Source organism: Vibrio sp. Of7-15 (assembly GCF_022347565.1).
Classification (GTDB): Bacteria; Pseudomonadota; Gammaproteobacteria; order Enterobacterales; family Vibrionaceae; genus NORP241.
This window is the reverse complement of the sequence record NZ_JAKRGH010000022.1, coordinates 1-26,272: the sequence shown is the minus strand read 5'-3', so window position 1 is coordinate 26,272 and position 26,272 is coordinate 1. Positions and strand designations below refer to the sequence as shown.

23 protein-coding genes and 1 pseudogene are annotated in these 26,272 nt (G+C 44.5%); 8 read left to right on the top strand and 16 right to left on the bottom strand.

What is annotated here, in order from left to right:
* Positions 1–164: 164 nt before the first annotated feature.
* Together dusB and fis are read left to right on the top strand one after the other, a co-directional pair.
* Positions 165–1,133: a tRNA dihydrouridine synthase DusB gene (gene dusB / locus MHO82_RS19030; RefSeq protein WP_239186428.1), complete on the top strand. Its 969-nt coding sequence runs from the start codon at positions 165–167 to the stop codon at positions 1,131–1,133.
* 23 nt (positions 1,134–1,156) lie between these two features.
* Complete coding sequence (gene fis / locus MHO82_RS19025) at positions 1,157–1,453, top strand: DNA-binding transcriptional regulator Fis (RefSeq protein ID WP_005372656.1); 297 nt, start codon at positions 1,157–1,159, stop codon at positions 1,451–1,453.
* A 343-nt stretch (positions 1,454–1,796) separates the two neighbouring features.
* Here the strand turns inward: fis and MHO82_RS19020 are convergent, their stop codons facing one another.
* The gene (locus MHO82_RS19020) at positions 1,797–2,099 is read right to left on the bottom strand and encodes a hypothetical protein (protein WP_239186426.1); all 303 of its coding nucleotides are present in this window, start codon (positions 2,097–2,099) and stop codon (positions 1,797–1,799) included.
* A 274-nt stretch (positions 2,100–2,373) separates the two neighbouring features.
* Positions 2,374–2,790: a Zn(2+)-responsive transcriptional regulator gene (gene zntR / locus MHO82_RS19015; protein WP_239186424.1), complete on the bottom strand. Its 417-nt coding sequence runs from the start codon at positions 2,788–2,790 to the stop codon at positions 2,374–2,376.
* 281 nt (positions 2,791–3,071) lie between these two features.
* On the opposite strand from zntR, the gene purH reads away from it, so the two are divergent.
* Positions 3,072–4,679, top strand: a complete 1,608-nt coding sequence (gene purH, locus MHO82_RS19010; protein ID WP_239186422.1) for a bifunctional phosphoribosylaminoimidazolecarboxamide formyltransferase/IMP cyclohydrolase — start codon at positions 3,072–3,074, stop codon at positions 4,677–4,679.
* 222 nt (positions 4,680–4,901) lie between these two features.
* Positions 4,902–6,191 (top strand): phosphoribosylamine--glycine ligase, encoded by a 1,290-nt coding sequence (purD, locus tag MHO82_RS19005; RefSeq protein ID WP_239186420.1) that lies wholly within the window; start codon positions 4,902–4,904, stop codon positions 6,189–6,191.
* Between the two features lie 109 nt (positions 6,192–6,300).
* Here purD and MHO82_RS19000 read toward each other — a convergent pair whose 3' ends face one another.
* Together MHO82_RS19000 and hupA are read right to left on the bottom strand one after the other, a co-directional pair.
* Positions 6,301–7,002 (bottom strand): DUF1481 domain-containing protein, encoded by a 702-nt coding sequence (locus tag MHO82_RS19000; RefSeq protein ID WP_239186418.1) that lies wholly within the window; start codon positions 7,000–7,002, stop codon positions 6,301–6,303.
* 39 nt (positions 7,003–7,041) lie between these two features.
* Positions 7,042–7,314, bottom strand: coding sequence for a nucleoid-associated protein HU-alpha (gene hupA / locus MHO82_RS18995; protein WP_239186416.1), 273 nt, complete (start codon positions 7,312–7,314; stop codon positions 7,042–7,044).
* Between the two features lie 225 nt (positions 7,315–7,539).
* On the opposite strand from hupA, the gene MHO82_RS18990 reads away from it, so the two are divergent.
* Complete coding sequence (locus tag MHO82_RS18990; RefSeq protein WP_239186414.1) at positions 7,540–8,589, top strand: hemolysin family protein; 1,050 nt, start codon at positions 7,540–7,542, stop codon at positions 8,587–8,589.
* Positions 8,590–8,648: 59 nt separating this feature from the next.
* On the opposite strand, the gene MHO82_RS18985 is transcribed toward MHO82_RS18990, so the two are convergent.
* Positions 8,649–9,242 (bottom strand): DUF416 family protein, encoded by a 594-nt coding sequence (locus tag MHO82_RS18985; RefSeq protein ID WP_239186412.1) that lies wholly within the window; start codon positions 9,240–9,242, stop codon positions 8,649–8,651.
* Positions 9,243–9,312: 70 nt separating this feature from the next.
* Between MHO82_RS18985 and MHO82_RS18980 the strand changes: the two genes are divergently transcribed.
* Entirely contained in the window at positions 9,313–10,227 is a 915-nt protein-coding gene (locus MHO82_RS18980) for a D-2-hydroxyacid dehydrogenase (protein ID WP_239186410.1), read from the top strand.
* A complete protein-coding gene (locus MHO82_RS18975) occupies positions 10,228–10,821 on the top strand; it encodes a uracil-DNA glycosylase family protein (protein WP_239186408.1) in 594 nt (197 codons plus the stop codon).
* Between the two features lie 80 nt (positions 10,822–10,901).
* Here MHO82_RS18975 and hemE read toward each other — a convergent pair whose 3' ends face one another.
* Both hemE and nudC read right to left on the bottom strand, forming a co-directional pair.
* Complete coding sequence (gene hemE / locus MHO82_RS18970; RefSeq protein ID WP_239186406.1) at positions 10,902–11,966, bottom strand: uroporphyrinogen decarboxylase; 1,065 nt, start codon at positions 11,964–11,966, stop codon at positions 10,902–10,904.
* A 236-nt stretch (positions 11,967–12,202) separates the two neighbouring features.
* Positions 12,203–12,970 (bottom strand): NAD(+) diphosphatase, encoded by a 768-nt coding sequence (gene nudC / locus MHO82_RS18965; protein WP_239186404.1) that lies wholly within the window; start codon positions 12,968–12,970, stop codon positions 12,203–12,205.
* 148 nt (positions 12,971–13,118) lie between these two features.
* Between nudC and rsd the strand changes: the two genes are divergently transcribed.
* A complete protein-coding gene (gene rsd, locus MHO82_RS18960) occupies positions 13,119–13,607 on the top strand; it encodes a sigma D regulator (RefSeq protein ID WP_239186402.1) in 489 nt (162 codons plus the stop codon).
* Between the two features lie 249 nt (positions 13,608–13,856).
* On the opposite strand, the gene rpoC is transcribed toward rsd, so the two are convergent.
* From rpoC to MHO82_RS18915, 9 genes and pseudogenes are all read right to left on the bottom strand, one after another.
* Complete coding sequence (gene rpoC, locus MHO82_RS18955) at positions 13,857–18,074, bottom strand: DNA-directed RNA polymerase subunit beta' (protein WP_239186400.1); 4,218 nt, start codon at positions 18,072–18,074, stop codon at positions 13,857–13,859.
* Between the two features lie 83 nt (positions 18,075–18,157).
* Entirely contained in the window at positions 18,158–22,183 is a 4,026-nt protein-coding gene (gene rpoB / locus MHO82_RS18950; protein WP_239186398.1) for a DNA-directed RNA polymerase subunit beta, read from the bottom strand.
* Positions 22,184–22,413: 230 nt separating this feature from the next.
* Positions 22,414–22,782, bottom strand: a complete 369-nt coding sequence (rplL, locus tag MHO82_RS18945) for a 50S ribosomal protein L7/L12 (protein WP_239186396.1) — start codon at positions 22,780–22,782, stop codon at positions 22,414–22,416.
* Positions 22,783–22,839: 57 nt separating this feature from the next.
* A complete protein-coding gene (rplJ, locus tag MHO82_RS18940) occupies positions 22,840–23,331 on the bottom strand; it encodes a 50S ribosomal protein L10 (protein WP_239186394.1) in 492 nt (163 codons plus the stop codon).
* A 254-nt stretch (positions 23,332–23,585) separates the two neighbouring features.
* Positions 23,586–24,290 carry a 50S ribosomal protein L1 gene (rplA, locus tag MHO82_RS18935; RefSeq protein WP_239186391.1) on the bottom strand — a complete coding sequence of 235 codons (705 nt, stop codon included), beginning with the start codon at positions 24,288–24,290 and terminating at the stop codon, positions 23,586–23,588.
* 4 nt (positions 24,291–24,294) lie between these two features.
* Positions 24,295–24,723, bottom strand: a complete 429-nt coding sequence (gene rplK, locus MHO82_RS18930; RefSeq protein WP_017026547.1) for a 50S ribosomal protein L11 — start codon at positions 24,721–24,723, stop codon at positions 24,295–24,297.
* 122 nt (positions 24,724–24,845) lie between these two features.
* Positions 24,846–25,391: a transcription termination/antitermination protein NusG gene (gene nusG, locus MHO82_RS18925; RefSeq protein WP_239186389.1), complete on the bottom strand. Its 546-nt coding sequence runs from the start codon at positions 25,389–25,391 to the stop codon at positions 24,846–24,848.
* An 11-nt stretch (positions 25,392–25,402) separates the two neighbouring features.
* Positions 25,403–25,780 carry a preprotein translocase subunit SecE gene (secE, locus tag MHO82_RS18920; RefSeq protein WP_239186387.1) on the bottom strand — a complete coding sequence of 126 codons (378 nt, stop codon included), beginning with the start codon at positions 25,778–25,780 and terminating at the stop codon, positions 25,403–25,405.
* A 228-nt stretch (positions 25,781–26,008) separates the two neighbouring features.
* A pseudogene (locus MHO82_RS18915) lies at positions 26,009–26,272 on the bottom strand (elongation factor Tu); the annotation flags it as partial.

Sequence of the window (26,272 nt, the reverse complement as noted above, 5' to 3'; positions counted from 1 at the left end):
GGCTCCCTGTAAAATAGAAAGTTGTACAATTAAAAAGGCTCAATCGGTTGAAAAACAGACAATTTTTAAAAACAAATTGTAAATGCTCAATTATTGGCCTTTTCAGCTGCTAAAAAAATGCGTAAAATGCGCGCCCTTAACTGGCATAGTAGCGTGTAGATGTTTTGCAGATCGGAAATTATCAATTAAAGAACCAGTTGATTGTAGCTCCTATGGCAGGAGTAACAGATCGACCATTTCGAGAGTTATGCCTTCGTTACGGCGCGGGAATGGCCGTTAGTGAAATGATGTCTTCAAATCCGAAAGTCTGGAAAACATCAAAATCGCAACAGCGTATGGTGCATGAGGGCGAATCAGGTATTCGCTCTGTCCAAATCGCTGGCGCGGATCCACAATTAATGGCAGAAGCGGCACAATTTAGTGTTGAAAACGGTGCGCAAATCATCGATATCAACATGGGTTGTCCGGCGAAGAAAGTTAATAAAAAGCTGGCGGGCTCAGCTCTATTACAACGACCAGATCTGATTGAAGAAATCTTAACTGCCGTTGTTAATGCTGTGAATGTCCCGGTGACGTTAAAAACTCGCACTGGCTGGGATCCTGAAAACAAAAACTGTGTTCAGGTTGCAAAAATGGCGGAGCAATGTGGCATACAGGCTTTGGCGCTTCATGGGCGTACACGAGCTTGTATGTACAAAGGCGAAGCAGAGTACGACAGCATCAGAGCAGTAAAGCAAGCCATCTCTATTCCGGTGATCGCTAACGGTGATATCGACTCACCAGAAAAGGCGCGCAAGGTACTTGATTATACAGGTGCTGATGCTCTGATGATTGGCCGTCCGGCACAAGGAAGGCCATGGATTTTTCAAGAAATCCACCATTATTTAGAAACGGGCGAATTTATGCCGTCTCTTCCCATTGAAGAGGTGAAAGAAATTCTACTTGGTCATGTTCATGAGCTTCACCAGTTTTACGGTGAATATCTAGGGCCACGAATTGCACGTAAACACGTGGGTTGGTACTTAAAAGAACATCAGCAAGCAGGCAATTTCCGTCCGGCCTTTAACGCTATCGAGGACGCTTCCGAGCAACTTGATGCGCTACAAGGTTACTTCGAAAACGTTGCATCATAATTACGAGAAGAGCTAGACAGAATATGTTCGAACAAAATCTGACTTCCGAAGCATTAACAGTCACGACTGTAACATCACAAGATCAAATTACTCAGAAGCCACTACGTGACTCTGTTAAAGCATCATTAAAGAACTACCTTGCGCAATTAAACGGCCAGGAAGTCGACGACCTGTACGAACTTGTATTGGCTGAAGTTGAACAGCCTCTACTAGACACTATCATGCAGTACACTCGCGGTAACCAAACTCGCGCAGCAACCATGATGGGCATCAACCGTGGTACTCTTCGTAAGAAGCTAAAAAAATACGGCATGAACTAAGCACCCAGTGCTAAGAAAAATTCCGAAAGGGCTATTGATAACTTATCGATAGTCCTTTTTTATTATCGGTATTTCCACCTAACCGTATATCAAACCTAAAATGATACCCTTTATATCGAAAAGGAGCAGGGGGAGGGCCATGAAGCTTTCACTCTGAGTATACTGCACAGCATTAGTGATGCCTTAACTAAAGATCGCGGCAAAGGTAAAGAGCTGGCTGGGCAAATTACATAATAAGTATCTAAAACAAAAATGCCCCTACTTAACACAAGCAGGGGCATTTTTATTTTGCAACTTAACAGCTCTGTTATTCAGTAACCGCTAAGCCGCGATACAAAAACAACTATGGTGGCCAAGCTCGTTTTTTACCACCACCACCCGCATTTGAGCGGATCAGTTCAATCATTTTTGCACTTTTTTCTTCAATACTTTTTAAACGGTCATCAATTTCACCAAGATCACCTCCAGCGCTGGCTCCCCCGCCACTAGCTGCCCCACCCCCCCCGGTGTTCGACTCACACAACTGACCGATTTTCGCGTTTTGTGCTTCAATTCGTTTAATTCGAGCGTCAAGGTCAGCTATCGCCTTATTTTGAACTGTGATCTTTTTATCAATGATTTTGAGAGCCGAAAAAAGCTTCATCATTTCTTGCTTTTCCATTACGTATTAGCTCACATCTTTGGGCAAGAGCATCTAGTCGTCTCAACGCCAGTAAATTAAGAATGGTTCGAACATTGCCATTTTGTAAGTAGTGAGTTCATTCACAGTTAACATATTAAACTCAACTTCTTATTAATTAGGCAATGTATTTTATATTACACCTGATTAAGGCAGAAATCGAACTTCACCCGCTCGGCTTTCCTTATTCTTAACAATAGTATCGGCTATTTTCAGAAAAACTTAATCAATAAAATCCCCGCTAACTCTTTAACTCTCCAGCCGCCAGTGCTTCTAAAATGGAGCAATGAGACGCATCACCATCGCTTTTACCGCAGCACGCGTCATTAATTTTTTGTAATGCATGACGAATTCGATTCAACTCAATCACTTTCTTATCAATGTTATCTAGCTTCGCTTGAGTGATTGACTTCACTTCGGCGCAACTGTGCTGGCTGGCTTCCAGCTTAATATCCAGCAATTCACGAATTTCCTCTAAACTTAACCCCACTTCTTTAGAGCGAAGAATAAATTTCACTCTGGCAAGGCTCTCCTCACTGTATAGACGATAGCCGCTTTCACTGCGACCCGTTGGTACCAATAACCGATTTTTTTCATAAAACCGCAATGTATCTGTGCTGACTTGGCACTGTTTTGCGAGTTGGCCTATTAAATACATAAAGCTCTCCTTTTAATGGGCTAGCATGTTTTTCTTACCCAAACGGTCAATATTTTTACATTTATTTTGCGACAGCAAACGATTGCGCAAGCTTTTTAGTTAATTATTAGTTAGAATAGCGCGCGCCGTTAAAGCCTCAAACAAACGTAAAAAGAAAGGTAGTGGTTAAAACTACCTAGGGTCTTTGCCAAAACTGGCCAATCTCTTACATCACGAGTAAGAACAAGTTCATTTTTGGCAAATATCCTTTATACCCTTTGAATTTGAGGAAAATGGTAGCAATGAATAACGCTCGTCCAATCCGTCGTGCGCTAATTAGCGTATCTGATAAAACTGGCATTGTAGAATTTGCTGAAGCTCTGGCTGCTCGTGGTGTAGACATTCTATCTACTGGTGGTACTGCTCGCCTGCTTGCTGAAAAAGGCATCTCTGTTACAGAAGTATCTGACTACACTGGTTTCCCAGAAATGATGGACGGCCGTGTTAAGACTCTGCATCCAAAAGTTCACGGTGGTGTTCTAGGCCGTCGCGGCCAAGACGATGACGTGATGGAAACTCACGGTATCAACCCTATCGATATGGTTGTTGTAAACCTATACCCATTCGCAGAAACCGTTGCTAAAGAAGGCTGCACCCTTGCTGATGCCGTTGAGAACATCGACATCGGTGGTCCAACAATGGTTCGCTCTGCAGCGAAAAACCACAAAGACGTCACTATCGTTGTTAACGCTCACGACTACGACCGCGTTATCGCTGAAATGGACGCGAACGAGAAATCTCTAACACTAGAGACGCGCTTCGACCTAGCTATTGCAGCATTCGAACATACAGCTTCTTACGACGGCATGATCGCTAACTACTTCGGCACTATGGTTCCATCTTACGGTGAGAACAAGGAAGGTGATGAACCTTCTCCTGAAAACAAGAGCAAATTCCCTCGCACGTTCAACCAACAGTTCGAGAAAAAACAAGACATGCGCTACGGTGAGAACAGCCACCAATCAGCAGCATTCTACGTTGAGGCAAACCCTGAAGAAGCATCAGTTTCTACAGCTCGCCAAATCCAAGGTAAAGCCCTTTCTTACAACAACATCGCTGACACCGATGCAGCACTTGAGTGTGTGAAAGAGTTCGATGAGCCAGCATGTGTGATCGTTAAGCACGCTAACCCATGTGGTGTAGCACTAGGTGAAAATATCCTAGAAGCTTACGACCGTGCATTCAAAACAGACCCAACGTCTGCATTTGGCGGCATCATCGCATTCAACCGCGAACTAGACGCTGCAACAGCTACCGCTATCACTGAGCGTCAATTCGTTGAAGTTATCATCGCGCCTTCTGTTTCTGCTGAAGCAGTAGAAATCGTAGCGACTAAGAAAAACCTTCGCCTACTTGAGTGTGGTGAGTGGACAACGAAGACGACTGGCTTTGACGTGAAGCGCGTTAACGGTGGCCTACTGGTTCAAGACCGTGACCAAGGCATGGTATCTCAAGACGACCTTAAAGTGGTTTCTAAGCGCCAACCTACCGCTGAAGAGCTAAAAGATGCCCTATTCTGCTGGAAAGTAGCGAAGTACGTGAAATCTAACGCGATCGTTTACTCGAAAGGCGACATGACTATCGGTGTAGGCGCTGGCCAAATGAGCCGTGTTTACTCTGCGAAAATCGCTGGTATCAAAGCAGCAGACGAAGGTCTACAAGTTGAAGGCTGTGTAATGGCATCAGATGCGTTCTTCCCATTCCGTGACGGTATCGACGCGGCGGCAGAAGCGGGCATCAAATGTGTTATCCAACCGGGCGGCTCTATGCGTGATGACGAAGTTATCGCAGCAGCAGACGAGCACGGCATGGCGATGATCTTTACCGGAATGCGTCACTTCCGTCACTAATTCTCTTGTCATCATTGGGGCGGTAACTGCGTTGACTACGCTCGCTTACCCTAATCACATAGCGAGCTATGCTCATAGGGATAAGCTCGCTTGTCGCCTTGTTAGCGCTCCCACTAATTTAAAGAGACCTCGAATAGTTGAATGACGTAAGCACTAACTACTTTGAGCAAACTGATTATTAATTTTCTGAATATTTAGATATTTGAGATTAAGGATTTAACAATGCGAGTTTTAATTATTGGTGCTGGCGGTCGTGAGCACGCTTTAGGTTGGAAAGCAGCACAAAACCCAAATGTTGAAACAGTGTTTGTTGCACCTGGTAATGCTGGGACAGCACTTGAGCCTAAACTTGAAAACATCAACATCGGTGTTGAAAGCATCTCAGAACTGGTTGCCTTTGCACAAGAAAAAAACATCGAGCTAACCATTGTTGGCCCTGAAGCACCGCTTGTGATTGGCGTTGTAGATGCTTTCCGTGAAGCAGGTTTACCAATCTTTGGTCCAACTCAGGCCGCAGCACAGCTAGAAGGCTCTAAAGCGTTCACGAAAGATTTCCTAGCTCGACATCACATTCCAACCGCGTCTTACGCAAACTTCACCGAAATTGAACCTGCACTGGCTTATGTTCGTGAACAAGGTGCACCAATCGTAGTAAAAGCCGATGGCCTAGCCGCAGGTAAAGGCGTGATCGTTGCAATGACTCTAGCCGAAGCCGAAGACGCGATCAAAGACATGCTTGCTGGCAACGCATTTGGTGAAGCAGGCAGCCGAGTCGTCATCGAAGAGTTCCTCGACGGTGAAGAAGCCAGCTTCATTGTTATGGTGGATGGTGAGAATGTACTGCCTATGGCCACCAGCCAAGACCACAAACGCGTTGGCGACAAAGACACTGGCCCTAACACAGGTGGTATGGGTGCTTATTCCCCAGCTCCTGTCGTGACACCTGAAATCCACGAACGTATTCTTGAAGAAGTTATCTACCCAACGGTACGTGGCATGGATGCAGAAGGCTCCCCATACACAGGTTTCCTATACGCAGGCTTAATGATCATGGCAGACGGCACCCCAAAAGTGATCGAATACAACTGCCGTTTTGGCGATCCAGAAACGCAACCTATCATGATGCGCATGGAATCCGATCTAGTTGAACTATGTCTAATGGCTATCGATGAAAAGCTAGACCAAGCTGAATCTAAGTGGGACCCACGAGCCTCTATTGGGGTTGTTCTAGCGGCTGGCGGATACCCTGCTGACTACGCAAAAGGTGATGTAATTTCACTGCCAGCAGGCGATGTTGAAGGCCAAAAGATCTTCCACGCTGGTACAGCGAATAACGAAGCTGGCGAAGTGGTGACAAATGGCGGTCGTGTTCTATGTGCAACAGCCCTTGGAAACAGCGTCTCAGAAGCTCAACAGCGAGCTTATGAGTTAACTAAGAAGATTAGCTGGAATGGTATGTTCCATCGCAATGACATCGGTTACAGAGCGATTGAGCGCGAAGAAAACAAATAATTAAAACGAACAACGTCAGTCGGCACTAATCAAAAGGCACTTTGTCATCGAAGTGCCTTTTTCCTATCTTTAATCTAATTACAATACCCACATTTCAAACACACAGTACTTACTCTTCAATCAGTTCAGGCCGTTCAATGCAATCGAAGCTGTCATCTGCTAACAATAAAATCTGAGAAACACTCAATTCACCGTTTTGACTTGAGCCAATAAAGCCAATAAAGCTGTCGACTGACGATAAACGCGATACCACAAAACTCGGTAAACTCTGATTAAATGCCAACCGCTCAAAGTCTTCATCCTGGCAAGTTTCAAATGTTTCACCATCCCACTCGCCTTGATACAACGACAAACCTTTTTTATCTTGCTCTTCCAACACATCAATCAAATGCAGGGCTTCCTCTGCATACTGAGCTAGCTGGGTTGCGCTTAAGGGTAACACTCGACCATCTAAACGATACTGCTGATATACCGCTTCGCCAGCCCCGTTATAACGAATGTGAGTAGAAAAAGGTTTTAAGCCGCCTTGATATTGTTTGAGGGTCTCTCCTTGACGGATCACTTCACGTAACACCCCCTCTTCCCAGCGATAGTCCGTTTTATACCAACCGTAATCCCCAGTGGTGACATAATCCCCCGCAGACTTAGGTATTTGAATTTTTTTGGTATACCAGTACAAACTGGTTGCGTCACCCATTGCTTGCCCACCAGATAAATGAACATCTTGTGCAATATTAGGGTTATTCACTGAAGAGGAAGAACAGCCGATTAAAGCTAAAGAGAGAATAAGAGAAGAAAAGAGACGCTTCATAAAAATACCGCCGAGTAAGGTTACTCGGCGGAGTATAGATTATTTTACAGCATCTTTCAGTGCTTTACCGGCAACAAATGCAGGTACGTTAGCTGCTGCGATTTGGATTTCATCACCAGTTTTTGGGTTACGGCCTGTACGAGCAGCACGGTGGTTTACTTTGAAAGTACCAAAACCAATCAGCTGAACTTGATCGCCTTCTTTCAGGGTAGTAGTCACACCGTCAAGAGTCGCTTCTAAAGCCGCTTTCGCTTGTACTTTTGATAGATCAGCTTTTTCAGCGATAAGGTCGATTAACTGGGTCTTGTTCATTAGGTTTCCCTTCTTGTTTTTTCTTTAAGACGCGGTCACTCTAATTCAAAAGAAGCCCGTCTGGCAAAGGTTTGTCGTCGTTCTTGTGTCTACTTGCGGGCTCTTTAACCACAAATTGAGCGATAGTTCACAAAATGTTACTTATTCATCTGCTACTCCTATTGTAATCACCACTAAAAAGACCAATTTATAGACAGTGTTAAACTCTAAAAATAAGCAAAATATATGATCTTACTTACCATATACATCAGCCTTTCCATTGGTGTATCTTTCATTTGCTCGGTGCTGGAAGCCATTTTATTAAGTATTACCCCAAGTTATTTGGCTCAGATGAGACAAAAACAGCACCCAGCGGCTGAAAAATTAGCCAAGCTAAAAGAAGATATTGATCGTCCCCTAGCTTCTATCTTAACGCTAAATACCATCGCTCATACCATCGGTGCCGCAGGTGCAGGGGCCCAGGCTGCACAAGTTTTTGGTAATCAGTGGTTGGGGCTTTTCTCTGCTCTTTTAACCTTAGGTATTTTATTGCTTTCTGAAATTGTGCCAAAAACCATTGGTGCGACCTACTGGCGAGAACTGGCTCCAATGGCAGCTACGGTTCTACGCTGGATGGTGTGGGCATTAACACCGTTTGTGTGGGTGTCAGAACAGATCACAAAACGTTTAGCTCGTGGCCAAAGCACACCAAAACTGCGTGATGAAATTTCAGCAATGGCACTGCTTGCCAAAGAGTCTGGTGAATTTGCCGAAGGTGAATCTAAAATGCTAAGCAACTTACTGCATTTTCAAGATGTGCAAGTCACCAAAGCAATGACACCAAGAACGGTACTTTTCCGTGCCGATGCCGAACAGAGTGTGTCGGAGTTTTTATCTGACTATCAAGATACGCCTTTTTCTCGCCCATTGATTTACAGTGAGCAAAAAGACAACATCATCGGTTTTGTTCATCGTTTAGAATTGTTTGCCGCTCAACATGAAGGCAGAGGCCAGCAACAGCTGGGGACTTTGATGCGTCCAATTCCTGTTGTCATGAATACGGTAAGCTTGCCTTATGCGTTTGAGCAGCTCATGCAGAATCTAGCTCAACTGGCTTTGGTTGTGGACGAATACGGCTCCGTACAAGGTTTGATCACCTTAGAAGACATTTTTGAACACTTACTTGGCGAAGAGATTGTTGATGAGGCAGATAAAACAACCGACATGCAGCAATTGGCTTACCAACGCTGGGAGGAGTGGAAAAAACAACATGGTGTGATTGAAAGCAAAGATTAATCTGCCATCATTTCTCTGATAAAAATAAAGGGCCTGTATGGGCCCTTTATTGTATGGAATTAATGAGACAATTCGATACCGATGTTACTCACCAGATCCTCACGTAATTCAACACGCAAATCTTTAATTAATTCAATGTCTCGACCTTCCGCATCACGTAACGGACGGAAAATAGCCCACTGTACATCCCACTCTGCACATACAGCTTCACATTCTTTTTGGTTGTCGTTTGTAATTTCAGTGCCCGTTTGAGCTTCCTCTAGCTGCACAACAGTCGCCACCGACTGCTGACTGATTTTCAGCATAGATTCGAAAAGAATGTCACGATCTAATAATGCATGCAGCAATGTCGAGAGAGCAACACAAGCATCAATTGCCGGATAAACAAGATAAATATCATCTTCTTCGGCAACAGGAATAAGATCTTCAAGTTTTTCTAGTTGACGTTCAAAATTAATTTTTGCCGTCTTAACCGTCAATAATTCCCAGATACTATCTAAAATAACTCGATATGGTCTTGGGTCGGCAAACTCGGTGTTTTCACAAAATAGCGCATAATTAGGGTACATACGCTCACATAGGCAAGCCATAAACGTAATTTGCTGCCATGGCTCAAACTTCTCAAGGCGCACTTGAATCGGATTCTGTAACATAAATGCTTCTGCACAATAAAAATAGACAGTAGAAGTTTACTTGATAACCAGTCAGTACAAAAGGAAGCTTATGAACAAATTGTTGATCTTATCGAGGGAAGAAAAAACCTACCACCAGCTACTTCAACAAGCACAACTGCCTGATATCGAGATCGCGTCCGATCCAGCCCAAGCAGAGATTGTGCTTGCCGATCCACCACTCGTGACCTCTCACCTTCCTAGTCTCACAAACCTAGACTGGTTACAGTCCACGTTTGCTGGCGTTGATTCACTCACCACCCCAGAGCTTCGCCAAGATTACCAGCTTACGAATGTCCGAGGGATCTTTGGCCAACAAATCTCCGAATACGTTTTAGGGTACACCATCAGCTATTCACGCCACTTCAGCCATTATCATGAACAACAAAAAAACGCCTGCTGGTCACCGAAGCCGTACCAATCCCTACTCGATAAAACCATCGTGATCCTAGGTACAGGATCGATTGGTAGCCACTTAGCGCACAGCTGTAAAGCACTAGGATTAACCATTTACGGCGTCAACCGCACAGGCATTCCCCCACGAGATTCACAATTCCACCAAGTATTTCATCTAGCGGAATTAAAACAAGCGCTCAGCATGGCTGATATTGTGGTCTCCACCTTACCCAAAACCGAGCAAACCATTAACTTGTTGGATCAAAATACCTTATGTCATTGTCAACACGCATTACTATTCAGTGTGGGACGCGGTGAAGTAGTTGAACAATCCGGCTTGTTAGCGGCATTAGAGATAGGCTCCCTCAGCCACGCCTTTTTAGACGTGTTCCCATCCGAGCCTTTAGATCAACAACACCCCTATTGGCACCACCCAAAAATCACCGTTACCCCCCATATTGCGGCAGTAAGCTTTCCAGAGCAGGTTTTTGAAATATTTAAAGAAAACTACTTACGCTGGCGAGACGGCTTTAACCTACGAAATATCATTGATTTTGACAAAGGCTACTAGATGTCATCACCCGAACTCGACACACTTTTAGCCCAAATACGACAATGTCGTCATTGTGAATCGAACTTACCACTTGGCGCTAATCCAGTGATTCAAGCCGCAAGCTCTGCAAAACTGTTGATCATAGGGCAAGCACCGGGCACAAAAGTACACCACAGCGGCATTCCTTGGAATGATCCCAGCGGAGATCGCCTTCGTCGCTGGCTAGATCTCGATCCTGTCGATTTTTATGATCCCAACAGCATTGCTATTGTTCCTATGGGGCTGTGCTATCCAGGCAAAGGAAAAAGTGGGGATCTTCCACCACGTAAAGAGTGTGCGCCATTATGGCATCAGCCTATTTTATCTCAGCTACCCAGTATCGGAATGACACTCTTGATTGGCCAGTATGCGCAAAACTATTACCTTAAAGACAAACCCAAAACATTAACCGAAACCGTTAAGGCTTGGCGACAATGGGCACCTCGCTATATTCCCATCCCCCACCCATCACCACGCAATACACTGTGGCTTAAAAAGAATCCATGGTTTGAGCAAGAAGCGGTGCCGTACATTCGAGATTATGTCCACCAGCATTTGGAAAGTAACAGATAAAAAAAAGCCCATACATCACTGTGTATGGGCTTTATGATTTCGTTATTCAATACGCTGAATGTTCAGCGTAAGAAAAAGGCTTACTTATGATATGGCTTAGACAGCTCGTGCACAGCATCCACAAACACACCAGCATTTTCTGGCGGTACGTCTAAGTGAATACCATGGCCAAGATTAAAGACATGACCTGTACCTTCACCAAAACCTTCTAAGATCGTTGCTACTTCCTGACGAATACGCTCTGGCTGAGCATAAAGCATTGATGGATCCATGTTGCCTTGTAGAGCCACTTTATCACCAACACGCTTTTTCGCATCTGCAATATTAATTGTCCAATCAAGACCAACCGCATCACAACCTGTCGCTGCGATTTGCTCTAACCACATGCCACCATTTTTGGTAAATAGCGTAACAGGCACACGACGGCCTTCATTTTCACGAATCAAGCCATCAACAATCTTATGCATGTAACGCAGTGAGAACTCATTGTAATCACGAGGTGTTAATACACCGCCCCACGTATCAAATACCATTACAGATTGTGCGCCCGCTTTGATCTGGGCGTTCAAATATTCAATAACGCTATCAGCTAACTTATCTAAAAGTAGGTGCAGTGTTTGTGGCTCAGCGTACATCATCTTTTTGATCTTAGTGAACGCTTTTGAGCTGCCACCTTCAACCATGTACGTGGCTAATGTCCACGGGCTACCAGAGAAACCGATCAGTGGTACTTCGCCTTTTAGATCTTTACGGATCTGGCGAACTGCGTTCATTACATATTGCAGCTCACCTTCAGGATCTGGCAAACCGATCTTCTCAACATCCGCTTTACAAGTAATAGGGCGCTCAAATTTAGGGCCTTCACCTGCTTCAAAGTACAGACCTAGTCCCATTGCATCAGGAATCGTTAAGATATCTGAGAATAAGATAGCCGCATCAAGAGGGAATCGACGTAGTGGCTGGAGCGTAACTTCCGATGCCAACTCTGCGTTTTTACATAGAGACATAAAATCGCCGGCAACACTACGAGTTTCACGATACTCAGGTAGGTAGCGACCTGCTTGTCGCATCATCCATACTGGTGTGTGATCTACCGGCTCTTTTAATAACGCACGTAAATAACGATCGTTTTTCAATTCAGTCATAATTCATCCCCAAAAAATTTGCGCTTATTGTACCACCCTTCAACCACAACAAAAGATCACCTTTGTAACCTAGATCATATTTAATAAAACATTTTGTTGTGCAAAATTGCTTCACTCGAATGTGCGTGATACAAACTGCTTCGCTAGCGAAAATTATAATAACCGAACTCACTTAAGTCAGTTCGGAATCTCATAACGACATCTTACTTATCCCTCCCCCCTACGGAGGGTTTTTTTTATCTGTCCGTTTCTAAACCCAATGTAGACTTAATCAACTCTCTGGCGATCGTGCCTTCCGGAGCCAGCAACGGCAGCTCATCTTTGCTAAACCATTGTGCATCAGACAGTTCACTATAATCAGGCTTGAGTTCTCCACCAGCATACTCAGCGATAAACCCCGCCATCAGATTAGAAGGAAAAGCCCAAGGTTGACTCCCAAAATAACGCACATTACTTATATCAATGCCGGTTTCTTCTTTCACTTCTCTATGCACACATTGCTCTAGTGTTTCTCCTACTTCAACAAACCCCGCAATCACTGTATATAACCCATTACGGTGACGAGGATGCTGAGCCAATAAAATCTGATCACCTTTACGCACGGCAACAATAATACAGGGGGAGATACGGGGGTAATGTAGGGTACGGCACTCATGACACTGCATCGCCAACTGATTATGATTTAAGTTGTTCCGGCCCCCACACTGTGGGCAAAAACGAAAGGTCTGAGACATAATGCCAAACTGGACGGCTTTACTGGCTAAGTCGAATAATGCCCGCTCTGCTGTTAGTAATTCACGCAAAGAAGAATATGCTATGGTATTTTCAATCGCATCGTCATTCAGCCAAGCGACAGCGTGATCTTTATACTTTCCAATAATAACGGCTTGCTCTACCGGAAATGAAAATTCTTCTGCGGAGCCCAATGGTAATAAGCCTTCTTCTAACCATAAAGCGGATCCATCCACTACACACCAATACACTATTTCATTATTTTTCAACATCTATGTTGCCTCTATCCTTGCAGGTAAGCCAATTTACTGGCAATCTAAACTTGATAACAGAATGTTAATTCTAAATTATGGTTCCCTAGATCAGGGAGTGACAACTGCCAAATAACCATTGTGGTTTTGGCTGTCAGATCATGAGGGCATGGTCATGCTTACAAAATTCAAACAAGTACAAGAACAATGGGGTGGCACAAGTGATGTTATTGATCACTGGCTGTCAACACGTCAACCTTTACTCGTAGAGTATTGCAAACTCGCTGGATTACCACCTTTTGACACTGCTACACATCAGTTACCATCACCAAAAGAATTACAACATTTTTGCCAACAGCTCGTCGATTATATCTCTGAAGGACACTTCAAAGTTTATGATATGGTAATGCAAAAATGGGATTCAACAGGGTATTCCCCAACACAGGAAATATCCCAAGCTTATTCATTAATTGTTCAAACAACCGATCCCGCGCTTAACTTCACCGATAAGTACGCCAATGTCGATGAAGAAAATTTATTGACGGATCTTGACTCTGATCTCTCTTCACTAGGCGAGCTTATTGAGGTCCGTTTTGCTTTTGAAGACAACTTAATCCAATTGATTGGTGATACGCTCGCGCACCCACCCGGCGCGTAGAACACTAACGGGACATTGCTTCTAGCCACTTATTTTTGTGGTTAGGGGCTGTTACGTATCTGAAAATGCCCTCCTGGTTATCAAACTCAGTGATAAATAAGCAATCAACCTAAAAGGCTACCACGCTTACATCCGTTCTGATGGTCTACCTCTATGCCTTATTTTTCTCAAATACTATATACGCTTTCCATCTGATAGATACAAAAAAGGCACCCTATTGGGTGCCTTTTCTATTAACTTATGAAGCGATTAGTCTTCTGAAGACAGACCTGCGTTCAGTAGCGCAGCAAGATCTTGAGATGCTTGCTCGGCGTCTACTTGTGGTGCTAGTTCTGGCTCAAGCTCAGCAGCACGTTGCTTCTGACGCTCTTGGTGGTATGCGAAACCAGTACCAGCTGGGATCAGACGACCAACAATCACGTTCTCTTTCAGACCACGTAACTCGTCACGCTTACCAGAAACCGCAGCTTCCGTTAGTACGCGAGTCGTTTCTTGGAACGATGCAGCAGAGATGAATGACTCTGTAGCAAGAGACGCTTTCGTGATACCTAATAGGTCACGTTCGAAGCGAGCTGGCTCTTTACCTTCAGCTTCTAGCTTACGGTTTGCAATTGTTACGTTCGCAAACTCTAACTGCTCACCAGGTAGGAACTCAGAATCACCAGAATGCGTAATCGTACACTTACGTAGCATTTGACGAACGATAGTTTCAATGTGCTTATCGTTAATCTTAACGCCCTGTAAGCGGTAAACTTCCTGAACCTCGTTCACGATGTATTCTGTTACTGCGTGGATACCACGTAGGCGTAGAATATCATGAGGAGTTTCTGGACCATCGGCGATTACATCACCCTTCTCAACTTTCTCGCCTTCGAATACGTTCAATTGACGCCACTTAGGAATCATTTCTTCGTACGCTTCACCCTCAGATGGAGTGATAACTAGACGACGCTTACCTTTCGTTTCTTTACCAAACGAAATTGCACCGCTAATTTCAGCAAGAATCGCAGGCTCTTTAGGCTTACGAGCTTCGAATAGGTCGGCTACGCGAGGTAGACCACCGGTGATATCTTTAGTACGGCTAGACGCTTGCGGGATACGTGCAAGAGTTTCACCCACACCTACTGCATTACCATCGGTAAGCTGTACAATCGCTCGACCAGGTAAGAAGTATTGTGCTGGCATTTCCGTACCAGGAATCATGATATCGTTGCCGTTTGCATCAACCAGTTTAACGGTTGGACGCATGTCTTTACCTGCACTCGCACGCTCAGCAGCATCAAGAACAACGATTGAAGACAGACCTGTTAGTTCATCAGTTTGAGTCGTAACAGTTACACCATCGATCATATCAACGAACTGAACCTGACCTTCCACCTCAGTGATGATAGGCATTGTATGCGGATCCCAGTTAGCGATTACATCACCAACCGTTACTGCATCATTGTCAGCTTTCGATAAGATAGCACCGTAAGGTAGTTTGTAGCTTTCTTTCGTACGGCCAAACTCATCAATGATGGTCATTTCAGACGCACGAGAAGTAATGATCAACTTACCTTCGCTATTAGTAACGTACTTAGCATTGTGAAGTTTCACAGTACCTGTAGTCTTAACTTGGATGCTGTTCTCAGCAGCGGCTGTCGATGCAGCACCACCGATGTGGAACGTACGCATCGTAAGCTGTGTACCCGGCTCACCGATTGACTGAGCAGCGATAACACCCACTGACTCACCTTGGTTAACCATGTGACCACGAGCCAGATCACGACCGTAACACTTCGCACAACAACCGAAGTCAGCTTCACAACTAACCACAGAACGTACTTTAATTAGGTCAACGGAGTTTTCTTCAACAATCTCACACCACTTCTCATCAAGAAGCGTGTTACGAGGAAGAAGAACTTCTTCAGTACCAGGCTTAAGTACATCTTCAGCAACCACACGACCAAGAACACGTTCGTGTAGAGGTTCTTTAACGTCACCACCTTCGATTAGAGGGATCATAGTCACACCAGCGTGTGTACCACAATCATCAAGGTGAACTACTACATCCTGAGCAACGTCAACAAGACGACGAGTTAGGTAACCCGAGTTCGCTGTTTTCAGTGCCGTATCCGCAAGACCCTTACGAGCACCGTGCGTTGAGATGAAGTATTGGTTAACGTTTAGACCTTCACGGAAGTTCGCCGTGATCGGTGTTTCGATGATAGAACCATCCGGTTTCGCCATCAGACCACGCATACCAGCTAGCTGACGAATCTGCGCAGCAGAACCACGAGCACCGGAGTCGGCCATCATGTAAACGCTGTTAAATGATTCTTGTTGTTCTTCTTCACCGTCACGGTTAATAACAGTTTCAGAAGATAGGTTATCCATCATCTCTTTAGCAACTTGATCGTTCGTTGCTGCCCAGATATCGATAACTTTGTTATAACGCTCACCAGCAGTCACAAGACCAGACTGGAACTGTGCCTGAATTTGTGCAACTTCTTCTTCTGCATCCGACACTTTCGTGTACTTAGCATCAGGAACCACCATGTCATCGATACCAACAGACACACCAGAAAGTGCAGCGTAGGCAAAACCTGTGTACATGATTTGGTCAGCGAAGATAACAGTGTCTTTAAGACCAAGCTTACGGTAACACTCGTTCAGAAGCATAGAGATTTGCTTCTTACCTAGTTTTTGGTTTACCAAGCTGTATGGTAAGCCGTTAGGTACGATGTTCCATAGCATCGCACGACCAACCGTCGTATCGATTAGCTTAGTTTCGCTGGTTTCGTTACCGTCTTCGTCACGAATTACTTCAGTAATACGAACTTTTACACGAGCATGAAGCTCTGCGCTCTTCGTACGGTATGCTTTTTCAGCTTCACGCGTATCGGCAAGGTACATGCCTTCGCCTTTCGCGTTAATTTTTTCACGGGTCATGTAGTACAGACCCAATACAACGTCCTGAGAAGGTACGATGATAGGATCACCGGACGCAGGAGACAGGATGTTGTTAGTAGACATCATTAATGTACGTGCTTCTAACTGTGCTTCCAGAGTTAGAGGTACGTGTACCGCCATTTGGTCACCATCGAAGTCGGCGTTGTATGCCGCACACACTAGTGGGTGAAGCTGAATTGCTTTACCTTCGATAAGTACTGGTTCGAACGCCTGGATACCAAGACGGTGAAGTGTTGGTGCACGGTTCAATAGTACTGGGTGTTCGCGGATTACTTCGTCTAGGATATCCCAAACGATAGCTTCTTCACGCTCTACCATTTTCTTAGCAGCTTTAATCGTAGTTGCAAGACCACGAGTTTCTAGCTTGCTGTAGATAAACGGTTTAAATAGCTCAAGTGCCATCTTCTTAGGAAGACCACACTGATGTAGACGAAGGTATGGACCTACTGTGATTACAGAACGACCAGAGTAGTCTACACGTTTACCTAGAAGGTTCTGACGGAAACGACCTTGTTTACCCTTGATCATATCAGCAAGAGATTTCAGAGGACGCTTGTTCGAACCTGTGATCGCACGACCACGACGACCGTTATCAAGAAGTGCATCAACAGACTCTTGTAACATACGCTTTTCGTTACGTACGATAATGTCTGGTGCAGCTAGGTCTAGAAGACGCTTCAAACGGTTGTTACGGTTGATCACACGACGATATAAGTCATTCAGATCTGACGTTGCAAAACGACCGCCATCTAGTGGTACTAGAGGACGAAGATCTGGCGGAAGAACTGGTAATACAGTTAGGATCATCCACTCTGGGTTGTTACCAGATTGAACAAACGCTTCTACCAATTTCAAACGCTTAGTGATTTTCTTACGCTTAGTTTCAGAATTAGTGGTTTCTAACTCTTCGCGCATTAGCTCCATTTCGTTTTGCAGGTCCATATTGGCCAGCAAAGCTTTAACGGCTTCAGCACCCATCTTAGCGTCGAACTCATCGCCCCATTCTTCAAGCGCGTCAAGATACTGCTCTTCAGTCAGCATTTGGCTACGCTCAAGGTTGGTCATGCCTGGTTCGATTACTACGTAAGATTCGAAGTAAAGTACACGCTCGATGTCACGTAGCGGCATGTCCATTAACAGACCGATACGAGATGGCAGTGACTTCAGGAACCAGATGTGGGCAACTGGAGAAGCAAGCTCGATATGACCCATACGATCACGACGAACTTTAGTTTGCGTTACTTCTACGCCACATTTTTCACAGATAACACCACGGTGCTTTAGGCGTTTGTATTTGCCACAAAGACACTCGTAATCTTTAACTGGACCAAAAATACGTGCACAGAAAAGGCCGTCACGTTCTGGCTTAAAGGTACGGTAGTTGATTGTTTCTGGCTTTTTAACTTCACCAAAAGACCATGAACGGATCATGTCTGGTGACGCTAGACCGATTTTGATTGCATCAAATTCTTCAGTCTTATGCTGTGCTTTCAGAAACTTTAATAAGTCTTTCACATTCGGCTCCTGTAAGGAGATACCTGAAAAGGCGCTCAGGCTGAGCGCCTCATGTTCTAACCGGATAATTCAGTAAACTGAAATTATTCGTCTTCTAGCTCGATGTTGATACCTAGTGAGCGGATCTCTTTCAACAATACGTTGAACGATTCTGGCATACCAGGTTCCATACGATGATCGCCATCTACGATGTTCTTATACATCTTAGTACGGCCATTCACGTCATCTGACTTAACTGTTAGCATTTCTTGTAGAGTATATGCAGCACCGTATGCTTCAAGTGCCCATACTTCCATCTCACCGAAACGCTGACCACCGAACTGAGCTTTACCACCAAGTGGTTGCTGAGTTACTAGGCTGTAAGAACCAGTTGAACGTGCGTGCATCTTGTCATCAACTAAGTGGTTCAGTTTCAGCATGTACATGTAACCTACAGTTACAGGACGCTCAAACTCGTCACCTGTACGACCATCAAACAAGCGTAGCTGACCAGATTCTGGTAGATCCGCAAGTTTAAGCAGTTCTTTGATCGATACTTCAGGAGCACCATCAAATACTGGAGTCGCAATTGGTAGACCGCCACGAAGGTTCTGAATCAACGTACGAACTTCATCGTCTGTTAGCTTAGCGATGTCGATATGCTGACGTGTATCACCTAGATCATAAACCTTCTGTAAGAAGTTGCGGAACTTATGAAGCTCCTGCTGTTCTTTCAGCATTTGGTTGATCTTGTCACCGATACCGCGTGCAGCTAGACCCATGTGAGTTTCAAGGATCTGACCGATGTTCATACGCGATGGTACACCCAGTGGGTTCAGTACGATATCGACTGGACGACCCGTTTCGTCATACGGCATATCTTCAACAGGGTTAATCTTAGAGATTACACCTTTGTTACCGTGACGACCCGCCATCTTATCACCAGGCTGGATACGACGCTTAACCGCTAAGTAAACCTTAACAATCTTAAGAACACCAGGTGCTAAATCATCACCTTGAGTGATCTTACGACGCTTAGTTTCGAACTTCTTATCGAATTCAGCTTTTAGCTCATCATATTGCTCAGCCAGTTGTTCTAGCTGATTTTGTTGAGCTTCATCGTCTAGAGTCAGTTCAAGTAGCTTCTTACGATCAATCGAATTTAGCTTGTCTTCACTGTAACCTGCAGATAGCAGTAGTGAACGAACACGAGCAAATAGGCCACCCTCAAGAATCTGGAATTCTTCAGTGATGTCTTTCTTCGCTTCTTTTAGCTGCATCGCTTCGATTTCTAGCGCACGCTTGTCTTTTTCTACGCCATCACGAGTGAATACTTGTACGTCAATGATCGTACCAGAAACACTGTTAGGAACACGTAGTGAAGAGTCTTTAACGTCAGACGCTTTTTCACCGAAGATTGCACGTAGAAGTTTTTCTTCAGGAGTAAGCTGAGTTTCACCTTTAGGTGTCACTTTACCTACTAAGATGTCGCCACCTTTAACTTCTGCGCCGATGTAAACCACACCAGATTCGTCAAGCTTAGAAAGCGCTGCTTCACCCACGTTAGGGATATCTGCAGTGATTTCTTCACTACCCAGTTTAGTATCACGTGCAACACATGATAGCTCTTGGATGTGAATCGTTGTGAAACGGTCTTCCTGAACTACACGCTCAGATACAAGGATTGAATCCTCGAAGTTATAACCGTTCCAAGGCATGAACGCGATACGCATGTTCTGACCAAGCGCTAGCTCACCAAGGTCTGTTGAAGGACCATCAGCAAGAACATCACCACGAGCTACTGGCTCACCTGGTAATACAGTTGGGCGCTGGTTGATACATGTGTTCTGGTTAGAACGCGTGTACTTAGTTAAGTTGTAGATGTCGATGCCCGCTTCACCTGGGATCAGCTCATCTTCATTTACTTTAACTACGATACGAGATGCGTCTACCGATTGAACAGTACCGCTACGTTTAGCTACAGCAGTTACACCTGAGTCAACCGCTACATTACGCTCAATACCAGTACCAACTAAAGGCTTATCAGCTTTTAAAGTTGGAACTGCCTGACGTTGCATGTTCGCACCCATCAATGCACGGTTTGCATCATCGTGCTCTAGGAACGGGATCAAAGATGCCGCTACCGATACAACTTGGTTGGTTGCAACGTCCATATATTGAACGTGATCACGTGGGTGAAGACCTGAATCACCTTTTTGACGTGCTGTTACTAACTCATCACTGAAGCTACGGTCTTCGTTTAACGAGGCATTCGCCTGCGCAATAACGTATTGACCTTCTTCAATCGCAGATAAGTAATCAACTTCGTCAGTTACTTTGCCATCGATAACACGACGGTAAGGTGTTTCTAGGAAGCCATAATCATTACATTGTGCAAAAGCAGACAATGAGTTGATAAGACCGATGTTTGGACCTTCCGGCGTTTCGATAGGACATAGACGACCGTAGTGAGTCGCGTGTACGTCACGTACTTCGAAGCCAGCACGCTCACGAGTCAGACCACCTGGACCAAGCGCCGAGATACGACGTTTGTGAGTAACTTCTGACAGTGGGTTGTTCTGGTCCATAAACTGAGACAGCTGAGAAGAGCCAAAGAACTCTTTTACTGCCGCAGAAATAGGCTTAGCATTAATTAAGTCTTGAGGCATGATTGCATCAAGATCGCCTAAGCTTAGACGTTCTTTAACTGCACGCTCAACACGAACTAGACCAACACGGAATTGGTTTTCAGCCATTTCGCCCACAGAACGAATACGACGGTTACCAAGGTGATCGATATCATCGACTTCACCAATACCGTTACGAATGCCAATTAGCTTACGCATTACTTCGATGATGTCGCTTTCATCAAGCGTACCAGCACCGGTAGATTCATCGCGTGCGATAGAGCTATTGAACTTCATACGACCAACAGCAGATAGATCATAACGATCTTCTGAGAAGAACAAGCTTTCAAATAGTGCTTCTGCTGCTTCTTTTGTTGGTGGCTCGCCTGGGCGCATCATGCGATAGATTTCAACCAATGCAGAGATGCGATCAACAGTACTGTCAACACGTAAAGTGTCAGACATGTATGGACCGTGGTCTAAGTCATTAGTGAATAGCACTTCGATCTTCTTGTGGCCTGCTTGAGACAGGTTCGCAAGAGATTCTAGGCTTAATTCTTGGTTCGCAGTAACGATTAGTTCGCCAGTAGCTTCGTTCACATAATCACGAGCAGATACTTTGCCCACGATGTAATCAACTGGCGCTTCGATGTGTTTAACATCATCTTTAGTCAGTTGACGGATGTGACGAGCAGTAATACGACGACCAGCTTCAACGTATACTTTACCGTTAGATTCAATGTCGAATGTCGCAGTTTCACCACGTAGACGATCAGGAATCAGCTCCATCATTAATGTTTGGTCTTTAACTTCAAAAGTTACTTTTTCGAAGAATAGATCCAAAATTTCTTCAGTGGTTTTATTCAACGCACGAAGAATGATAGATGCAGGCAGTTTACGACGACGGTCGATACGTACAAATAGGTTATCTTTCGGATCGAATTCGAAATCTAACCATGAACCGCGGTAAGGGATAACGCGTGCGTTATATAACACTTTCCCTGATGAGTGGGTTTTACCCTTATCGCTGTCGAAGAAGACGCCTGGGCTTCGGTGCAGCTGGGATACGATAACCCTCTCAGTACCATTGATTACAAAGGTACCATTGTCTGTCATGAGTGGCATTTCACCCATGTAGACTTCTTGTTCTTTAATGTCTTTTACGGTACCAGCCGGTGCGTCTTTATCAAACATTACTAAACGTAGTTTAACGCGTAGTGGTGCAGAATAAGTTACGCCACGAATTTGACATTCTTTAACATCGAATACTGGCTCACCGAGACGATAGCTAACGTATTGCAGCTCGGAATTGCCATTGTAGCTCTGAATTGGGAAAACAGAACGAAAGGCAGCTTCAAGACCGTATTGCCCTTCTGGATCTTGCTCGATAAATTTCTTGAATGAATCAAGTTGGATCGAAAGCAAGTATGGTATGTCCAACACTTGTGGACGCTTACCAAAATCCTTACGGATGCGCTTTTTCTCGGTATAAGAGTAAACCATAGGGTTCCTCAGCTCGCTGATAAGTGACCCGAACTGTCCAACTTTGGGACAGTGACTAATAACACTGTTTACTGTAGGAACATCACCTGAAGATGACAGTTGATGTTTTTTTGCTTAAAGTGTGGTGGACTAAACAGTGTGAAAAACACCGACACTCTACAGCGCAAAAAGGCCGGTGGTTAATAAACCACCAGCCATTAGCCTATAAAGGCTAAGAAATTAAGTATAAATTACTTAACTTCAACAGAAGCACCAGCTTCTTCTAGCTGAGCTTTAAGAGCTTCTGCTTCTTCTTTAGAAACAGCTTCTTTTAGAGGTGCTGGAGCACCGTCTACAAGACCTTTAGCTTCTTTAAGACCTAGGCCAGTTGCGCCACGTACTGCTTTGATAACAGAAACTTTGTTACCGCCAACAGCAGTTAGGATTACGTCGAATTCAGTTTGCTCTTCAGCAGCGTCGCCGCCAGCTGCGCCACCTGCAACTACTGCAGCAGCAGCAGAAACACCGAATTTCTCTTCCATAGCTTCGATAAGCTCAACAACTTGCATTACAGACATTTCTGCAACTGCGTCTAGGATTTGCTCGTTAGTAATAGACATAACAATTCTCTTTTAAGTCAACAATTAGTTTATTTTGCAACCAATGAAGTGCGCTAATTAAGCAGCTTCTTCTTTTTGGTCGCGAACAGCAGCGATAGTACGTACCAGCTTGCCAGCTGAAGCTTCTTTCATGCACATCATTAGGCGTGCAATTGCTTCGTCGTAAGTTGGTAGTGTCGCTAGTACTTCAGCATCAGTAACTGCGCCTTCGAATGCAGCAGCTTTGATCTCGAAATCTTTGTTCTCTTTAGCGAAGTCTTTGAAAAGACGCGCTGCAGCACCTGGGTGCTCGTTAGAGAACGCAAGTAGACTAGGACCAGTGAAAGTGTCAGTTAGACACTCATACTCAGTACCTTCTACTGCACGGCGTGCTAATGTGTTACGAACAACTTTCATGTAAACACCAGCTTCACGAGCTTGTTTACGTAGAGAAGTCATTGCGCCAACAGTAACGCCACGAGAGTCAGCTACAACTGCAGAAAGTGCACCACTGGCTGCTTCGTTGACTTCAGCAACAATTGCTTTTTTGTCTTGAAGATTTAAAGCCATTTGGATTAACCTCTGGTTGTTATTACACCACTCACTGCCATATTGCAGGAGAGTAATTACGGTGCATTCCCAGAAAACCAATTTAATAAAAAACCAGTTGTTCAGTTCGGGCACCGTCTACGCAGGTTTTATTAAGCCCCTAAGGACGCCTACGGTCTTGGACGGAAACTACCTTAGATAACGAAGTATCTTGTAGCCCCAACCATAAAATTTGATAGGCGCAAAATTATACACAAATCTCACGCCTTTGCAAATTAGTTTGCGTTAGTGTCCAGAGTATTCTGATCAACTGTAACGCCAGCACCCATAGTAGTAGAGATGCTTACTTTCTTAAGGAAAGTACCCTTCGCTGAAGAAGGCTTAGCTTTCTTAAGAGCAACTAGAAGAGCTTCTAAGTTCTCTTGTAGTTGGTTAGCATCAAAGCTCACTTTACCGATAGTAGTGTGAATGATGCCGTTTTTGTCGTTACGGTAACGAACCTGACCAGCTTTAGCATTCTTAACAGCTTCAGCAACGTTAGGAGTTACAGTACCAACTTTAGGGTTTGGCATTAGACCGCGAGGACCAAGAATAGTACCTAGCTGACCTACAACGCGCATTGCATCTGGAGAAGCAACAACAACGTCGAAGTTCATTTCGCCTTTCTTAACTTGCTCAGCAAGATCGTCCATACCTACTAGGTCAGCGCCAGCAGCTTTTGCAGCTTCAGCGTTTGCACCTTGAGTAAATACAGCTACACGGATTTCACGACCAGTACCGTGTGGTAGTACAGTTGCACCACGAACGTTTTGATCTGATTTACGTGCATCGATACCAAGGTTAACAGCAACGTCAACACTTTCAGTAAATTTAGCAGTAGCTAGTTCTTTAAGAAGAGCAACAGCTTCGTTGATTTCGTAATCTTTAGTTACGTCAACTTTTTCGCGAATAACGCGCATGCGCTTAGTCAGTTTTGCCATGATCTTAACCCTCTACCACTAGGCCCATTGAACGAGCAGTACCAGCAATTGAGCGCTTCATAGCTTCAATGTCTGCACCAGTCATGTCTGCAGCTTTAGTCTCAGCAATTTCTTGCAGTTGAGCGTCAGTTACAGTACCTACTTTCTCAGTGTTTGGACGACCAGAACCAGACTTAACGCCAGCAGCTTTCTTAAGAAGAACAGCAGCAGGTGGAGTCTTAGTTACGAATGTGAAAGAGCGGTCGTTGTATACAGAGATAACAACTGGGATTGGTAGACCTTTCTCAACAGATTCTGTTTTTGCGTTGAACGCTTTACAGAATTCCATGATGTTCACACCGTGTTGACCTAGAGCAGGACCAACTGGTGGACTTGGGTTTGCCATACCCGCTGCAACTTGCAGCTTGATATAAGCTTCAACTTTCTTAGCCATGATATTTCCTAATACTTGGGTTCTAACGCTTATTCTATGAAAATAAGCTCCCCGTTAACAAAAAGGCGCGAAATTGTATTCCAATTTCACGCCTTTGACAACCATATTTGGCGAGTTTTTGATCAGTTCTTTTCTACTTGACCAAATTCCAGTTCAACTGGAGTAGCACGGCCAAAGATAGAAACCGATACTTTCAAGCGACTCTTCTCATAGTCAACTTCTTCAACAGTACCGTTGAAGTCCGCGAATGGGCCTTCAGTAACACGAACAACTTCACCAGCTTCAAACAACGTCTTAGGACGAGGCGCTTCACTTGCCTGCTCTAAACGGTTCAAGATAGCATCTGCTTCTTTGTCTGAAATTGGAGCTGGACGATCAGAGGTACCACCAATGAAGCCCATTACACGCGGTATACTACGTACCAAGTGCCAAGACTCATCGTTCATTGTCATTTGAACAAGAACGTAGCCTGGGAAAAATTTGCGCTCACTTTTGCGGCGCTGGCCAGCACGCATTTCAACGACTTCTTCTGTTGGTACAAGTACCTCACCGAAAAACTCTTCCATGCTGTGCATTTTGATATGTTCACGTAGAGATTGAGCAACTCGACCTTCAAAGCCAGAGAATGCTTGCACTACATACCAACGTTTTTTTGGAGCTTCGCTCATGGATAATTACCTCATACCCCAGTAACTAGGCGAACTAGACGAACCATAACACCATCAATGCCCCATAGCACCAATGCCATGATTACAGTAACAGCTAGTACGATAAAAGTTGTTTGCATTGTTTCCTGACGTGTCGGCCATACAACCTTACGAACTTCCATTCGAGATTCACGCGCAAACGTAATGGCAGCTTTACCTTTTGCAGTAAAAGCGGCAATACCACCAGCAGCAGCGATCAGTACAACAACACCTGCAGCTCGCAATACAACAGACATTTCACCTAACAGGTAATTACCTACAACAGCTGCAGCTAATAGCACAATAACAAGCAACCACTTAAACATGTCTGCTGCGTTTGAGCTATCAGGAGTTTCAGCATTTGCTTTCATAAAACCAACCTGTGATAAGTCTTAAATATAGACGACAATAACCCCGCCGTTGCAGGGCCTACGAGTTAAGATTAACAATGTACTCTTAACATATTGATTTCAAATAGTTATTTAGAAATCATTTCTGCTATGCAGACTGTACTTTGCCTATAAAACAGCCAAGTACGGAATTTAGTGCAGAAAAAGGGCATCAAATGATGCCCTTTTTACTAGTGTCTCGTCAAATCATTATTCAATGATCTTAGCAACAACACCAGCGCCTACAGTACGGCCACCTTCACGGATAGCGAAACGTAGACCTTCATCCATTGCGATTGGAGCAATTAAACTTACTTCCATTTGGATGTTGTCGCCTGGCATTACCATTTCAACGCCTTCTGGTAGAGAGATATCACCAGTTACGTCAGTTGTACGGAAGTAGAACTGTGGACGGTAGCCTTTGAAGAATGGAGTGTGACGACCACCTTCATCTTTTGAAAGTACGTATACTTC

Coding starts and splice junctions, on each gene's coding strand:
- fis (WP_005372656.1), top strand. CDS start 1,157: ATGTTCGAACAAAATCTGACTTCCGAAGCATTAACAGTCACGACTGTA.
- MHO82_RS19020 (WP_239186426.1), bottom strand. CDS start 2,099: ATGATGAAGCTTTTTTCGGCTCTCAAAATCATTGATAAAAAGATCACA.
- zntR (WP_239186424.1), bottom strand. CDS start 2,790: ATGTATTTAATAGGCCAACTCGCAAAACAGTGCCAAGTCAGCACAGAT.
- purH (WP_239186422.1), top strand. CDS start 3,072: ATGAATAACGCTCGTCCAATCCGTCGTGCGCTAATTAGCGTATCTGAT.
- purD (WP_239186420.1), top strand. CDS start 4,902: ATGCGAGTTTTAATTATTGGTGCTGGCGGTCGTGAGCACGCTTTAGGT.
- MHO82_RS19000 (WP_239186418.1), bottom strand. CDS start 7,002: ATGAAGCGTCTCTTTTCTTCTCTTATTCTCTCTTTAGCTTTAATCGGC.
- hupA (WP_239186416.1), bottom strand. CDS start 7,314: ATGAACAAGACCCAGTTAATCGACCTTATCGCTGAAAAAGCTGATCTA.
- MHO82_RS18990 (WP_239186414.1), top strand. CDS start 7,540: ATGATCTTACTTACCATATACATCAGCCTTTCCATTGGTGTATCTTTC.
- MHO82_RS18985 (WP_239186412.1), bottom strand. CDS start 9,242: ATGTTACAGAATCCGATTCAAGTGCGCCTTGAGAAGTTTGAGCCATGG.
- MHO82_RS18980 (WP_239186410.1), top strand. CDS start 9,313: ATGAACAAATTGTTGATCTTATCGAGGGAAGAAAAAACCTACCACCAG.
- MHO82_RS18975 (WP_239186408.1), top strand. CDS start 10,228: ATGTCATCACCCGAACTCGACACACTTTTAGCCCAAATACGACAATGT.
- hemE (WP_239186406.1), bottom strand. CDS start 11,966: ATGACTGAATTGAAAAACGATCGTTATTTACGTGCGTTATTAAAAGAG.
- nudC (WP_239186404.1), bottom strand. CDS start 12,970: ATGTTGAAAAATAATGAAATAGTGTATTGGTGTGTAGTGGATGGATCC.
- rsd (WP_239186402.1), top strand. CDS start 13,119: ATGGTCATGCTTACAAAATTCAAACAAGTACAAGAACAATGGGGTGGC.
- rpoB (WP_239186398.1), bottom strand. CDS start 22,183: ATGGTTTACTCTTATACCGAGAAAAAGCGCATCCGTAAGGATTTTGGT.
- rplL (WP_239186396.1), bottom strand. CDS start 22,782: ATGTCTATTACTAACGAGCAAATCCTAGACGCAGTTGCAGAAATGTCT.
- rplJ (WP_239186394.1), bottom strand. CDS start 23,331: ATGGCTTTAAATCTTCAAGACAAAAAAGCAATTGTTGCTGAAGTCAAC.
- rplA (WP_239186391.1), bottom strand. CDS start 24,290: ATGGCAAAACTGACTAAGCGCATGCGCGTTATTCGCGAAAAAGTTGAC.
- rplK (WP_017026547.1), bottom strand. CDS start 24,723: ATGGCTAAGAAAGTTGAAGCTTATATCAAGCTGCAAGTTGCAGCGGGT.
- nusG (WP_239186389.1), bottom strand. CDS start 25,391: ATGAGCGAAGCTCCAAAAAAACGTTGGTATGTAGTGCAAGCATTCTCT.
- secE (WP_239186387.1), bottom strand. CDS start 25,780: ATGAAAGCAAATGCTGAAACTCCTGATAGCTCAAACGCAGCAGACATG.